This window comes from Pseudomonas sp. Tul2A7, from assembly GCF_054790505.1.
Window position 1 is genome coordinate 205,171 of record NZ_CP186499.1, and the last position, 13,503, is coordinate 218,673.

Annotated in this window: 12 protein-coding genes; 5 read left to right on the forward strand and 7 right to left on the reverse strand. The window is 57.9% G+C overall.

Translation table 11 applies throughout. From position 1 onward, the window contains the following. Window positions 1–40 precede the first annotated feature (40 nt). Complete coding sequence (gene gltA, locus ACOYXJ_RS01020) at window positions 41–1,330, forward strand: citrate synthase (RefSeq protein WP_007919904.1); 1,290 nt, start codon at window positions 41–43, stop codon at window positions 1,328–1,330. Between the two features lie 1,185 nt (window positions 1,331–2,515). Here gltA and ACOYXJ_RS01025 read toward each other — a convergent pair. From ACOYXJ_RS01025 to ACOYXJ_RS01035, 3 genes are all read right to left on the reverse strand, one after another. Then, complete coding sequence (locus ACOYXJ_RS01025; RefSeq protein WP_016987517.1) at window positions 2,516–4,174, reverse strand: cation acetate symporter; 1,659 nt, start codon at window positions 4,172–4,174, stop codon at window positions 2,516–2,518. Further along, window positions 4,171–4,482, reverse strand: a complete 312-nt coding sequence (locus ACOYXJ_RS01030; RefSeq protein WP_007919908.1) for a DUF485 domain-containing protein — start codon at window positions 4,480–4,482, stop codon at window positions 4,171–4,173. Before ACOYXJ_RS01030 ends, ACOYXJ_RS01025 begins: the two co-directional genes overlap by 4 nt. Window positions 4,483–4,723: 241 nt before the next feature. Beyond that, window positions 4,724–5,575, reverse strand: coding sequence for a glycine betaine ABC transporter substrate-binding protein (locus ACOYXJ_RS01035; protein ID WP_095119935.1), 852 nt, complete (start codon window positions 5,573–5,575; stop codon window positions 4,724–4,726). Window positions 5,576–5,860: 285 nt separating this feature from the next. Here ACOYXJ_RS01035 and ACOYXJ_RS01040 point away from each other — a divergent pair, with 285 nt between their 5' ends. Then, complete coding sequence (locus ACOYXJ_RS01040; protein ID WP_460367458.1) at window positions 5,861–7,456, forward strand: glycoside hydrolase family 17 protein; 1,596 nt, start codon at window positions 5,861–5,863, stop codon at window positions 7,454–7,456. Window positions 7,457–7,551: 95 nt separating this feature from the next. Here ACOYXJ_RS01040 and ACOYXJ_RS01045 read toward each other — a convergent pair whose 3' ends face one another. Then, a complete protein-coding gene (locus ACOYXJ_RS01045; protein ID WP_460367460.1) occupies window positions 7,552–7,920 on the reverse strand; it encodes a hypothetical protein in 369 nt (122 codons plus the stop codon). 224 nt (window positions 7,921–8,144) lie between these two features. Here ACOYXJ_RS01045 and ACOYXJ_RS01050 point away from each other — a divergent pair, with 224 nt between their 5' ends. Both ACOYXJ_RS01050 and ACOYXJ_RS01055 read left to right on the forward strand, forming a co-directional pair. Continuing rightward, on the forward strand, window positions 8,145–9,443 hold the full coding sequence (locus tag ACOYXJ_RS01050; protein WP_095119932.1) for a serine/threonine protein kinase: 1,299 nt from the start codon (window positions 8,145–8,147) through the stop codon (window positions 9,441–9,443). Next, on the forward strand, window positions 9,436–10,224 hold the full coding sequence (locus tag ACOYXJ_RS01055; RefSeq protein ID WP_095119931.1) for an MlaA family lipoprotein: 789 nt from the start codon (window positions 9,436–9,438) through the stop codon (window positions 10,222–10,224). The genes ACOYXJ_RS01050 and ACOYXJ_RS01055 overlap by 8 nt, the downstream gene beginning before the upstream one ends. 174 nt (window positions 10,225–10,398) lie before the next feature. On the opposite strand, the gene ACOYXJ_RS01060 is transcribed toward ACOYXJ_RS01055, so the two are convergent. Then, a complete protein-coding gene (locus ACOYXJ_RS01060) occupies window positions 10,399–11,313 on the reverse strand; it encodes a DUF808 domain-containing protein (protein ID WP_460367462.1) in 915 nt (304 codons plus the stop codon). Window positions 11,314–11,448: 135 nt separating this feature from the next. Between ACOYXJ_RS01060 and ACOYXJ_RS01065 the strand changes: the two genes are divergently transcribed. Beyond that, window positions 11,449–12,054, forward strand: coding sequence for a TetR/AcrR family transcriptional regulator (locus ACOYXJ_RS01065; RefSeq protein WP_007919931.1), 606 nt, complete (start codon window positions 11,449–11,451; stop codon window positions 12,052–12,054). 114 nt (window positions 12,055–12,168) lie between these two features. Here the strand turns inward: ACOYXJ_RS01065 and ACOYXJ_RS01070 are convergent, their stop codons facing one another. Both ACOYXJ_RS01070 and ACOYXJ_RS01075 read right to left on the reverse strand, forming a co-directional pair. Then, complete coding sequence (locus ACOYXJ_RS01070; protein WP_150794398.1) at window positions 12,169–12,627, reverse strand: REP-associated tyrosine transposase; 459 nt, start codon at window positions 12,625–12,627, stop codon at window positions 12,169–12,171. Window positions 12,628–12,840: 213 nt separating this feature from the next. Continuing rightward, the gene (locus ACOYXJ_RS01075; RefSeq protein ID WP_038363926.1) at window positions 12,841–13,281 is read right to left on the reverse strand and encodes a GlcG/HbpS family heme-binding protein; all 441 of its coding nucleotides are present in this window, start codon (window positions 13,279–13,281) and stop codon (window positions 12,841–12,843) included. Window positions 13,282–13,503 lie beyond the last annotated feature (222 nt).

The following is a 13,503-nucleotide window of genomic DNA, read 5'->3' on the forward strand; positions in this document are numbered from 1 at the left end:
GGGGGTCTGTCTGATGGTTCAAGCATAAATAGGAGGCCACATGGCTGACAAAAAAGCGCAGTTGATCATCGAGGGCGCAGCCCCCGTCGAGCTGCCCATTTTAACCGGCACCGTTGGTCCCGATGTAATCGATGTTCGGGGCCTGACGGCCACGGGCCGCTTCACTTTCGACCCTGGTTTCATGTCGACCGCCTCGTGCGAGTCGAAGATCACCTATATCGACGGCGACAACGGCATTCTGTTGCACCGCGGCTACCCGATCGAACAGCTGGCTGAAAAGTCGGACTACCTGGAAACCTGCTATCTGCTGCTCAACGGCGAACTGCCGACCGCAGAACAGAAGGCCCAGTTCGTCAGCACCGTGAAAAACCACACCATGGTTCACGAGCAGCTGAAAACCTTCTTCAACGGCTTCCGTCGCGACGCCCACCCGATGGCCGTCATGTGCGGTGTAGTCGGCGCCCTCTCGGCCTTCTACCACGACTCCCTCGACATCAATAACCCGCAGCATCGCGAAATCTCCGCGATCCGTCTGGTTGCCAAGATGCCGACCCTGGCGGCGATGGTTTACAAGTACTCCATGGGCCAACCCATGATGTACCCGCGCAACGATCTGACGTACGCGGAAAACTTCCTGCACATGATGTTCAACACCCCGTGCGAGATCAAACCGATCAGCCCGGTGCTCGCCAAGGCCATGGACCGGATTTTCATCCTCCACGCCGACCACGAGCAGAACGCATCGACTTCTACTGTGCGTCTGGCCGGTTCTTCGGGTGCCAACCCGTTCGCCTGTATCGCCGCCGGTATCGCCGCACTGTGGGGCCCTGCCCACGGCGGTGCGAACGAAGCCGTGCTGACCATGCTTGACGAGATTGGCGATGTGTCGAACATCGACAAGTTCATCGCCAAGGCCAAGGACAAGAACGATCCGTTCAAACTGATGGGCTTCGGTCATCGCGTTTACAAGAACCGCGACCCTCGCGCGACTGTAATGAAGCAGACCTGCGACGAAGTACTGAAGGAACTGGGCATCAACAACGATCCGCAACTCGAACTGGCCATGCGCCTGGAAGAGATCGCGCTGACCGACCCGTACTTCATCGAACGCTCGCTGTACCCGAACGTCGACTTCTACTCGGGGATCATCCTCAAGGCGATCGGCATTCCGACCAGCATGTTCACCGTGATTTTCGCGCTGGCACGTACTGTTGGCTGGATTTCGCACTGGAAAGAGATGCTCTCCAGCCCGTACAAGATTGGCCGTCCGCGCCAGTTGTACACTGGTTACGAGTCGCGTGATATTTCCAAGCTGGAAGACCGTAAATAAGACCTGTCTTGCGATAACGTCTTAAGTTGTACCGGGAACGGCCTCTATTTATATAGGGGCCGTTTTTGTTTGTTTGGGATTGGGGATTGGGGGCATATCCGTTGCTGCGGGTGCTGCCGCTGGCGGTTTCGCTCTTACAGCGACTCACTTTTCCAGACGCCGAAAAGTAAGCAAAAGGCTTTGCCCCTGGCGTACGGCACTTCGCTGAGGCTCAGTGTTCCCTCGCTACGGTGTCCATCCGGGGGCATCGCCTACGGTTTGCTTCGCTGCACCTCCTCTCGATGAATGCGGCTGCGCCGCACGGCGCTGCGCGCCTACCCCCGGATGAACACCTACGCTCGGCCTGCCGATGGGGCAAAAGATCAAAAGCCAAAGCCAAGCAAGATCACAAGCCAGATCAAGAGCCCCTCACCCTAGCCCTCTCCCAGAGGGAGAGGGGACTGACCGCGTGGACTGGAAGAGATACGCCGACTTGGGATACCGAGTCGAACTCAGATTCTGAATCAGATCAAAAGCCCCTCACCCTAGCCCTCTCCCAGAGGGAGAGGGGACTGACCGCGTGGACTGGAAGAGATACGCCGACTTGGGATACCAAGTCGAACTCAGACTCTGAATCAGATCAAAAGCCCCTCACCCTAGCCCTCTCCCAGAGGGAGAGGGGACTGACCGCGTGGACTGGAAGAGATACGCCGACTTGGGATACCGAGTCGAACTCAGATTCTGAAAGGCCCACCATCGGCTCCCTCTCCCTCGGGAGAGGGCTGGGGTGAGGGGCGAATCCACCACAAATCCAAAGCCGACCACGCTGCGCCCTTCACCACTCAACAGGATGAGCGTTAGCACGGCTGCGGCTTTTGATCTGTAAGGCGACGTCGGAAGGCTGAGTGGAGGGATTGATCCGGGCGTGGGAGCTGGCAGATGCCGTTTATTTAAATCCTGAGCGTCCTGAAATTAAGGACGCAATGGACTAGCAACCGTAACACCAAGGCGACAGGTACCTTGACACGTACCGCGTTTGAAAAAAGTGACCCGCCGTAAGGGCGGAACCCTAAGCAGCCCTAACCGCAGCAACGGATATGTACACGATCCACAAAAAAACACGGCCTGCCCGATAACCGCCCACAAAAAATGCCCCGATCTCTCAACCGGGGCATTCAGCAAAACACTCAAACAAGCATCAAGCGATCAATGCGAAACCGCCCCACTCGCCCCCAACCCGGTCTGCGAACGCACAAACTGCGGGAAGAACAGCGCCCGCTCTTTATCCGCAGCCGCCGACTTGTCAGTAATCGAGAAGAACCAGATCCCGACAAAAGCAATGATCATCGAGAACAACGCCGGATACTCGTAAGGGAAGATCGCCTTCTCGTGATGCAGAATCTGCACCCAGATGGTCGGGCCAAGGATCATCAAGCCAACCGCACTCACCAGACCCAGCCAGCCGCCAATCATCGCCCCACGAGTAGTCAGCTTCTTCCAGTACATCGAAAGCAGCAGCACCGGGAAGTTACAGCTCGCCGCGATCGAGAACGCCAGGCCCACCATGAACGCAATGTTCTGGCTTTCGAACAGGATACCCAAACCAATCGCCAACACCGCCAAGGCAATGGTGGTGATCTTCGAGACACGAATCTCGTCCTTCTCGTTCGCCTTGCCCTTCTTGATCACACTCGCATACAGGTCGTGAGAAACCGCCGAAGCACCCGCCAGAGTCAAACCGGCAACAACCGCCAGAATGGTCGCGAATGCCACCGCCGAGATAAAGCCGAGGAAGATACTGCCACCGACCGCGTTGGCCAAATGCACCGCCGCCATGTTATTGCCGCCCAACAGCGCGCCAGCCGCATCTTTGAAGGCCGGGTTAGTGCTGACCAGCAGGATCGCGCCGAAGCCGATGATGAAGGTCAGGATGTAGAAGTAGCCGATAAAACCAGTTGCGTAGAGCACGCTCTTGCGAGCTTCTTTTGCGTCACTCACGGTGAAGAAGCGCATCAGAATGTGTGGCAAGCCAGCCGTACCGAACATCAGCGCCAGACCCAGCGAGAAGGCCGAAATCGGGTCCTTGACCAGACCGCCCGGGCTCATGATCGCTTCGCCCTTGGCGTGAACCTTGATCGCTTCGGAGAACAGCGTGTTGAAGTCGAAGCCTACGTGCTTCATCACCATCAGCGCCATGAACGAGGCACCGGACAGCAACAGCACAGCCTTGATGATCTGAACCCAGGTGGTCGCCAGCATGCCGCCGAACAGCACGTACATGCACATCAGCACACCGACCAGAATCACCGCGACGTGATAGTCCAGACCGAACAACAGCTGGATCAGCTTGCCGGCACCGACCATTTGCGCGATCAGGTAGAACGCCACCACCACCAGCGAACCGCAGGCCGACAGGGTGCGAATCTGGGTTTGCCCGAGGCGGTAGGACGCCACGTCGGCAAAGGTGTATTTACCCAGGTTACGCAGACGCTCGGCGATCAGGAACAGAATGATCGGCCAGCCCACCAGGAAGCCGATCGAGTAGATCAGGCCATCGTAGCCGGAGGTGAACACCAGCGCGGAAATCCCCAGGAAGGACGCCGCCGACATGTAGTCACCGGCAATCGCCAGACCGTTCTGGAAACCGGTGATCTTGCCGCCCGCCGCATAGTAGTCGGCCGCCGAATTGTTTTTCTTCGAGGCCCAGTAGGTGATGTACAACGTCGCGCCAACAAACGCGACGAACATCAGGATCGCCGGAATGTTCAGCGGCTGTTTGGCCACCTCACCCGTCAATGCATCCGCCGCCCAGACACTCGGCGCGAAAGCCGCAACACTCAATAGAGCCAGTAGACGCCGGATCATTGCTGAGCCTCCTTGAGAATCGCATTGTTCAGGTCGTCGAACTCGCCATTGGCGCGGCGCACGTAGATAGCGGTGAGAATGAAGGCTGAGAGAATCAGTCCGACACCGATCGGGATGCCCCAGGTAATCGAGGACTCAGGACTGAGTTTCGCGCCCAGGATATGCGGCCCGTAAGCGATCAGAAGAATGAAGCCAGAGTAAAGCCCGAGCATGATCGCCGAGAGTATCCAGGCGAACTTTTCCCTTTTTCGCACCAGCTCCTTGAATCGGGGACTGTTTTGAATCGAGAGGTAAATGCTGTCGTTCATTGTTTTTATCCTCGCAGCACAGATTATTGTTGGAACATAGCTAATGTATGCGGCTGCGAGCGCGGTAACAGACGACCTTAGTAGTAGAACGCCATGACACTTTTGCCAATTTCCGGTACGCCACAAAACAACTGTGGGAGCGAGCCTGCTCGCGAAGGCGTCGGTTCAGTCGATATTTTTATCAACTGACAGAACGCATTCGCGAGCAGGCTCGCTCCCACAGGGTTAGGCGGTGTTGCTTTTATTTGGTCCAGTCAGCCACGCGATCCGGGTGCTTGGCTACCCAATCTTTCGCTGCTGCGTCAGGCTTGGCGCCGTCCTGAATCGCCAGCATGACTTCGCCGATTTCGTCTTTCGACGCCCACTGGAAGTTCTTCAGGAACTTGGCCACTTCCGGTGCTTTGGTCGCGAGTTCTTTGCTGCCGATGCTGTTCACGGTTTCAGCTGCGCCATACACACCTTTCGGATCGTCGAGGAAGCGCAGTTTCCACTTGGCGAACATCCAGTGCGGCACCCAACCGGTGACCGCGATGGATTCGTTTTTCTTCTCGGCACGGGTCAGCTCGGCGATCATGCCGGCGCCGGAACTGGCCTTGAGGCTGTATTTATCGAGGCCGTAATCCTTGATCGCCTGATCGGTTTTGAGCATGACGCCTGAACCGGCGTCGATACCGACGATGCGATTTTTGAAGGTGTCATCGGTTTTCAGGTCTTCGATCGACTTGGCTTTCACATACTCGGGTACGATCAGGCCGATTTTCGCATCCTTGAAGTTCGGGCCGTAATCGACGACCTGATCCTTGTTCTTTGTCCAGTATTCGCCGTGGGTCACTGGCAGCCAGGCCGAGAGCATGGCGTCGAGCTTGCCGGTGGCAACACCCTGCCACATGATCCCGGTGGCGACGGCTTGCAGTTTTACGTCATAGCCGAGTTTCTGCTTGATCACTTCGGCCGCCACGTGGGTGGTCGCCACGCTGTCGGACCAGCCATCAACGTAACCGATGTTCAGGGTCTTGGTTTCCGCACTGGCCAGTGTCGCACTCATCGCCAGCGCCAGAGCGGCACCTGCGCCTAAAAGTCGTCGCATCTTCATCGTTACTTCCCCGAAATGCTGCGCCCGACGGATGGCGGGCGACGTCAACGTATTGTTATGGTGCACAGCGCCCCCATCACGCCTGACCGCAAACTCGCTGGAACATCAGTGGAGTGCTGACGCTTCGATCATCAACCTGACGACGCTCGCGACCTGCTCTGCCAGCGACCTCAAGACAATGAGAAACGACATCACAAGGCCATTAATCGCGACTATATAAATGACGCCAAATAATCCGCCCGAACTTTGCATGGCAAAATCATGCGGGCCACCAACCCTCTATAAATGCAGGTAACATGCGTCGCTTTGCAGCCACTCGGCCTGACCATGTCCGCGACTTCCCGCTTTCCCCTTCTGCCTTACCTCTTCGCCTGCCTGCTTGGGCTGTTTGCCCTCGCCGGCTTCTGGTATGGCCTTGGCCAACCGGTAATTCTGCCGGACGCAGCGACTCCGACGCACAAGTTGCAATGCGCCTCCTACACCCCGTTCGATAAAGATCAGTCGCCGTTCGACGTGCCGTTCAAGCTGCGCCCGGAACGCATGGACGCTGACCTCGCGTTGCTGGCAACACGCTTTGAATGTATTCGCACCTATTCAATGACGGGTCTGGAGGCGTTGCCGGATCTGGCGCGCAAACATGGCCTGAAATTGATGATCGGCGCCTGGGTCAACAGCAACCCGGTGGACACCGAGAAAGAAGTCGACCTGCTGATAGCCTCGGCCAACGCCAACCCGGACGTGGTCAGCGCGGTGATCGTCGGCAACGAAGCCTTGCTGCGCAAGGAAGTCACTGGTACGCAACTGGTCCGGTTGATCAACAAGGTCAAGAGCCAGGTCAAGCAACCGGTCACCTACGCCGATGTCTGGGAGTTCTGGCTCAAGCATCCGGAAATCGCGCCAGCGGTGGATTTCCTGACCATCCATTTGCTGCCGTACTGGGAAGATGATCCGTCAAACATCGACGTTGCCCTGCAACATGTCGCGGATGTGCGCCAAGTGTTCGGCAATAAGTTCGCACCGAAAGACGTGATGATCGGCGAAACCGGCTGGCCGAGCGAAGGCCGCCAGCGCGAGACCGCCCTGCCGAGTCGGGTCAACGAGGCCAAATTCATTCGTGGTTTTGTCGCAATGGCCGAGAAGCAAGGCTGGCACTACAACCTCATCGAAGCGTTTGACCAGCCGTGGAAGCGCGGCAGTGAAGGCGCGGTCGGTGGGTATTGGGGACTGTTCGATGCCGATCGTCAGGACAAGGGTGTGCTGGCCGGGCCGGTGACCAATGTGCCGTTCTGGAAGGAATGGCTGGCGGTCGGCGGGTTGATTTTTCTTGGCACGTTGATCCTTGGTGGCCGTGTTCGTACCACCCGCTCGGCTTTGGTGTTGCCATTGCTCGGCGCCCTCGCCGCTTGCTCGATTGGCGCCTGGGGTGATCTGGCGCGGGTGACCACGCGGTTCACCAGTGAGTGGCTGTGGGTCGGCTTGCTGACCGCGTTGAACCTGTTGGTGTTGGCGCATGCGGCGCTGACGCTGAGTGCTCGCACTGGCTGGCGTGAACGGGCATTCAATCTGCTGGAGCGACGCGCCGGCTGGCTGGTTGCGGCGGCAGCTTTTGCTGCGGCGGTGATGATGCTGGAGATGGTCTTCGATCCGCGTTATCGCAGTTTTGCGAGCATGGCGTTTGTGCTGCCGGCGCTGGTTTATCTGTGTCGCCCAGTGAGTGTGCCGCGCCGGGAAATTGCCCTGCTGACGTTTATAGTCGGCGCGGGGATTGCGCCGCAGTTGTATCAGGAAGGTTTGCAGAATCAGCAGGCGTGGGGTTGGGCTTTGGTCAGCGTGTTGATGGTGGGTGCTTTGTGGCGCTGCCTGCGTGTTCGCAAGGACTGATCAAAAGCAAGATCAAAAGATCGCAGCCTTCGGCAGCTCCTACAAGGTGTACGCCATCTCAATGTAGGAGCTGCCGCAGGCTGCGATCTTTTCCATCAGGCAGTACGGGACTCGCGGACCAACCGCAACCCGGCAATCACCAACGCAAACACCGCCAGCGTGGTGTTGTACAACGCCAGTGCCGGCGCCCCAAACGCCAGCGCCAGCACCGCCAGCCACCACCCTGCCCGCCCCGGCAAGACAAAACCGATCAGCGCCGCGCCCAGTGCCGTCCAGCCCAGTACCTTGAAGTGAATCATCAAGCCAAGGTTCGAACGCAGCTGACATTCCCAGCGGCTGGCCTCATCGACGCAGATGCCGACCCACTTTCCGTCTTCCATAAAGCCATAACGCGCGCCATAACTGGCGGCCAGCCACAACGGCAACAGAACGAGCAGCACAATCACGGGCAAGCGGCGGGACATGAAGCACTCCAATCTTTAGAAATCGGCGGCCAGCTTAATCTGCCGTCATGCGTACGCAAGCGCTAACAACACTTAACTGTTCATTCACACCGTGCAAAGTGTATCGTCCAGCTACTATTACTCCGAATTCTGCCTGTTTGGTGCCGCAGCATGGCACTTTGGCGCACACCCGGTGGTCATAGCCTGCGAACTTCATTCGGCACCTTCCTCTAAGGGATCTAGTCATGCTCCGTTCCTTGCGCTTCGCCGCGCTGTTCAGCGGCCTTATTTTGAGTGCGTCCGCACTGGCGGTGGATATCGACGCCGCCAGTTATGGCTATCCCCTGACCAATCCGTTCGAGGCGACCATCGCCACGACCCCGCCGGACTTGCGCCCGGAATTGCCGCTGGACGACGACATCAATCAGTCAGACCGCAGCGTCACCCTGCGTCCGGAGCGCGAGTTCATCCTGCCGGACAATTTCTGGCCGGTGAAAAAGCTGACCTACCGCATCGCCGAACAGGACAAACCGGCGCCGCTGATCTTCCTGATCGCCGGCACGGGTGCGCGCTATGACAGCACGCTCAACGAGTACCTGAAAAAGCTCTACTACAAGGCCGGCTACCACGTCGTCCAGCTGTCGTCGCCGACCAGCTTCGACTTCATCAGCGCCGCTTCACGCTTCGCCACGCCGGGCGTGACCAAGGAAGACGCTGAAGACATGTATCGGGTGATGCAGGCCGTTCGTGCACAGAATCCAAAGCTGCCAGTCACCGAGTATTACCTGACCGGATACAGCCTCGGCGCCCTCGACGCCGCGTTCGTCGCGCACCTGGATGAAACCCGTCGCAGCTTCAACTTCAAGAAAGTCCTGCTGCTCAACCCACCGGTCAACCTCTATACCTCGATCACCAACCTCGACAAGCTGGTGCAGACCGAAGTCAAAGGCATCAACACCAGCACCACATTCTATGAGCTGGTGTTGTCCAAGCTGACCCGCTACTTCCAGCAGAAAGGCTACATCGACCTCAATGACGCGCTGCTCTATGACTTCCAGCAGTCCAAGCAACACCTGACCAACGAACAGATGGCGATGCTGATCGGCACTTCGTTCCGCTTCTCGGCAGCCGATATTGCCTTTACCTCGGACCTGATCAATCGTCGCGGCCTGATCACACCGCCGAAATTCCCGATAACCGAAGGCACCAGCCTCACGCCGTTCCTCAAGCGTGCGCTGCAGTGCGATTTCGACTGCTACCTGACCGAACAGGTGATTCCGATGTGGCGTGCGCGCACCGACGGCGGCAGCCTGCTGCAACTGATTGATCAGGTGAGCCTGTATGCGCTCAAGGATTACCTGCACGACAGCCCGAAAATAGCCGTGATGCACAACGCCGACGACGTGATCCTCGGCCCGGGCGACCTCGGTTTCCTGCGCAAGACCTTCGGTGATCGCCTGACTGTTTATCCACTGGGCGGCCATTGCGGCAACCTTAACTACCGCGTCAACAGCGACGCCATGCTGGAGTTCTTCCGTGGCTAAACATCTCCTGCTGATTGCAGCGCTACTCTGCGCAGGCGTGGCCCAGGCCGACAACAGTAAAGCCAACGCGCCCGTGGTGGTCGACAGCGACGGCTTCAAAGAGCCGCTGTCCAAACTCAAATTCAACCCGGGGCTGGATCAGCGCGAGTTCGAGCGTTCGACGCTCAACGCGCTGAACGTCTACGACCCGCTGGAGTCGTGGAACCGCCGGGTTTACCACTTCAACTATCGCTTCGACCAATGGGTGTTCCTGCCGGTGGTCGATGGCTACCGTTACATCACACCCAGCTTTTTGCGCACGGGCGTGAGTAACTTCTTCAACAACCTCGGTGACGTGCCGAACCTGGTCAACAGCCTGTTGCAGTTCAAGGGCCAGCGCTCGATGGAAACCACCGCGCGGCTGCTGCTCAACACCACCATCGGCATTGCCGGCCTGTGGGATCCGGCCACCGCCATGGGCCTGCCACGCCAGAGCGAAGACTTCGGCCAGACTCTGGGCTTCTACGGTGTACCGGGCGGCGCCTACTTCGTACTGCCGATCTTCGGCCCGTCGAACATCCGCGATACCGCAGGCCTGGCAGTGGATTACACCACCGAATCGGCGATCAACTTCCTCAACGTCTCGGAAGTCAGCTCCAACCACCCGGAGATCTGGGCCCTGCGTGCGGTCGACAAACGCTACCAGACCAGTTTCCGCTACGGTCAACTGAACTCACCGTTTGAGTACGAGAAAGTACGTTACGTCTACACCGAGTCACGCAAACTGCAGATTGCCGAGTAATTCCGGCAGGCACAAAAAAGGGCCATTCGATGCGAGTCGAATGGCCCTTTTTCATGGCATCAGCTGAATCCAGTGTGGGAGCGAGCCTGCTCGCGAATGCGGTGCATCAGACTCGAAACAGGTGACTGACTCGACGCTTTCGCGAGCAGGCTCGCTCCCACAGGGATATTGCGTTCAGCCTTTGATCGCTTTCCAGAGTTTGCCGACGACAGAAACAACCGCCAGCACCACCGCACCAGCGATGATCCCCGCCACGCCATTGAGCAACATCGGCACAGCAAACCCGGCACTACCCGCAGCGGCACCAACGCCTTCGATCCAGTGATGCACCACCGGCACGCCGTGGGTGAGGATTCCGCCGCCGACCAGGAACATCGCCGCCGTGCCGACCACCGACAGGGTTTTCATCATGTACGGTGCGGCGCTGAGGATGGCGCTGCCGACTTTCCTGGCAACCTGCCCAGGTTTCTGCGTCAGCCACAGACCGAGATCGTCGAGCTTGACGATACCCGCTACCAATCCATAAACGCCGACAGTCATGACGATGGCGATACCGGACATCACGATCACTTGCTGAGTCAGCGATGCATCCGCCACGGTGCCCAGAGTGATCGCGATAATCTCTGCCGAAAGGATAAAGTCAGTGCGAATCGCGCCTTTGATCTTGTCCTTCTCGAATGCCACCAGATCGGTCGCCGGATCAGCAACCGCCTCAGTCAGTTGCGCATGTTCGACCTCGTCTTCAGCCTTGCTGTGCAGAAATTTGTGCGCAAGCTTCTCGAAACCTTCGAAGCACAGATAGGCACCGCCGACCATCAACAGCGGCGTCACCAGCCACGGCACGAACGCGCTGATCGCCAGCGCCGACGGCACCAGAATCAGTTTATTGACGAAAGAGCCCTTGGCCACAGCCCAGACCACGGGAATTTCCCGCTCGGCACGTACGCCGGAGACCTGCTGGGCGTTGAGCGCCAGGTCGTCACCGAGCACGCCGGCAGTCTTCTTGGCGGCCATTTTGCTCATCAACGCCACGTCGTCCAGCACGGTGGCAATATCGTCGACCAGCACCAGCAAACTGCTTCCTGCCATGAATCCTGTTTCCTTTTATGTATGAATGTTGCGAAGCATAACGCGACCTTAGACCACGCGGGGCATTCTTGAGCGCTGCGCGAGGCCGGTGCTACCATGCGCAACCGCCAGAACAGGCAAGGAACCACCGGGTTTATGAGCACAATCCGCGAGCGCAACAAAGAACTGATCCTGCGTGCCGCCAGTGAGGAGTTTGCCGACAAGGGCTTCGCTGCGACCAAAACCAGCGACATCGCCGCCAAGGCGGGATTGCCCAAGCCCAACGTCTACTACTACTTCAAGTCCAAGGAAAACCTCTACCGCGAGGTATTGGAAAGCATCATCGTGCCGATTTTGCAGGCCTCGACCCCGTTCAATCCGGACGGCGTACCGAGCGAAGTGCTGAGCGGCTACATCCGCTCGAAGATCCGCATCTCCCGCGACCTGCCCTTCGCCTCGAAAGTATTCGCCAGCGAAATCATGCACGGCGCCCCGCACCTGAGTGCCGACCTGGTCGAACAGCTCAACGGCCAGGCCAAGCACAACATCGACTGCATCCAGAGCTGGATCGACCGCGGCCAGATCGCCCCGATCGACCCTAATCACCTGATGTTCAGCATCTGGGCCGCGACCCAGACCTACGCCGACTTTGACTGGCAGATTTCTGCGGTCACCGGCAAGGACAAGCTGGACGAAGCGGATTATGAAGCGGCGGCACAGACGATTATCCGGTTGGTGTTGAAAGGCTGTGAGCCGGACTGATAGACCGCGGTGAATGCTTCGCGAGCAGGCTCGCTCCCACATTGGATCTGTGGTGTTCACAAATCCCCTGTGGGAGCGAGCCTGCTCGCGAATGGCGGCAACACAGAATAACGCTCAAACCCAAATCGCATCCCACAGCGGATAGTCGCCAAGCTTCTTAACCAAACCAGCCCGCAACGGATTAGCCACGATATACCGAGCCAACTTCACCAGATCTTCTTCTCTGCGCAATGCACGATCATGAAAGCCTGATTGCCAAAGACTGGTCTGTCGACCCGTCGAGAGATTCACGGCTTTGGTGCTGAGGGATTTTGTACGCTGCATCAACTCTCCGAGCGAACCGCGCTTCAACTCAATCAGCCAATGAAAATGATCTGGCATGACAACCCAAGCCAACGTACTGGCAATGCCCATTTCCTCTGCGACGTGAAATTGGCTGGCGACCAATCGACCCAGTGCAAAGTTGCTGAAAACAGGCTGCCTTCCCGCCGTATTGGTTGTCAGCAGGTAGATGCGGTTGTGTTCGGAGTAACGACCAATGCGCAAACGATTTGAAGCAGATAGATTCAGCATTCCTTCGCCTTTTCATGTCCTGATCATGAAAAGGCTAGCTCTGTGAATGTGGGAGCAAGTGTCAGTTTTTTAGCAAGATGTGTTTTTGAGATCGTATTCGCGAGCAGGCTCGCTCCCACAAGGGGCTTGGGGTGTTCAAACATTTTGTGTCTGAGCACAAATCCAATGTGGGAGCGAGCCTGCTCGCGAAGGCGGTTAATCAGACGCTATAGATCAAGCAGCCACCCCCGCATCCGCCCGCAACTCCAACGCCTCCACCGCCTTAATCGCAACCTGCTCATCAATATCCGACAAATCCCCGCTGATCCCGATCGCACCCAGCACATTCCCCGCCTGATCCCGAATCAACACACCACCCGGTGCCGGCACGACGCTGCCCTGACCCATGCTGTTCAGCGCGGCAATAAACGCCGGGCGTTGTTGGGCGTCGAGTGCCAGCAGGCGCGAGCCTTTGCCCAGGGCAATGGCGCCCCAGGCCTTGCCGATGGCGATGTTCGGGCGCAACAGGCTGGCGCCATCTTCACGTTGCAGGGTGATCAGGTGGCCGCCGGTATCGAGTACCGCGATGGTCAGCGGCGCGGCGTTGATGCCGCGCCCTGCATTGATGGCTTCGTTGACCAGGTTGACTGCGACTTTCAAGGTTAAAGCGCTCATGGTGCCGTCCTCATTTTGTTATAGGGAAAGTCGTGGGACTGCGCTTTTCTGCCGCAGCCCGATGCAACAAATAGAACACAATGAGTTATTTTTTTGTATACAATAATTCTCGAAAAGCGCTACATGCGACGAAAAGCCACACTCAGACAGGCTTCCGACGAATGAAACAGGCGCTTGAGAAAATGGATTGACCTGCGCCGTCCGCCGTGAATACACTCTGCG

Coding starts and splice junctions, on each gene's coding strand:
- ACOYXJ_RS01065 (WP_007919931.1), top strand. CDS start 11,449: ATGAGCACAATCCGCGAGCGCAACAAAGAACTGATCCTGCGTGCCGCC.
- ACOYXJ_RS01045 (WP_460367460.1), bottom strand. CDS start 7,920: ATGTCCCGCCGCTTGCCCGTGATTGTGCTGCTCGTTCTGTTGCCGTTG.
- gltA (WP_007919904.1), top strand. CDS start 41: ATGGCTGACAAAAAAGCGCAGTTGATCATCGAGGGCGCAGCCCCCGTC.
- ACOYXJ_RS01070 (WP_150794398.1), bottom strand. CDS start 12,627: ATGCTGAATCTATCTGCTTCAAATCGTTTGCGCATTGGTCGTTACTCC.
- ACOYXJ_RS01075 (WP_038363926.1), bottom strand. CDS start 13,281: ATGAGCGCTTTAACCTTGAAAGTCGCAGTCAACCTGGTCAACGAAGCC.
- ACOYXJ_RS01060 (WP_460367462.1), bottom strand. CDS start 11,313: ATGGCAGGAAGCAGTTTGCTGGTGCTGGTCGACGATATTGCCACCGTG.
- ACOYXJ_RS01035 (WP_095119935.1), bottom strand. CDS start 5,575: ATGAAGATGCGACGACTTTTAGGCGCAGGTGCCGCTCTGGCGCTGGCG.
- ACOYXJ_RS01050 (WP_095119932.1), top strand. CDS start 8,145: ATGCTCCGTTCCTTGCGCTTCGCCGCGCTGTTCAGCGGCCTTATTTTG.
- ACOYXJ_RS01040 (WP_460367458.1), top strand. CDS start 5,861: ATGCAGGTAACATGCGTCGCTTTGCAGCCACTCGGCCTGACCATGTCC.
- ACOYXJ_RS01025 (WP_016987517.1), bottom strand. CDS start 4,174: ATGATCCGGCGTCTACTGGCTCTATTGAGTGTTGCGGCTTTCGCGCCG.
- ACOYXJ_RS01030 (WP_007919908.1), bottom strand. CDS start 4,482: ATGAACGACAGCATTTACCTCTCGATTCAAAACAGTCCCCGATTCAAG.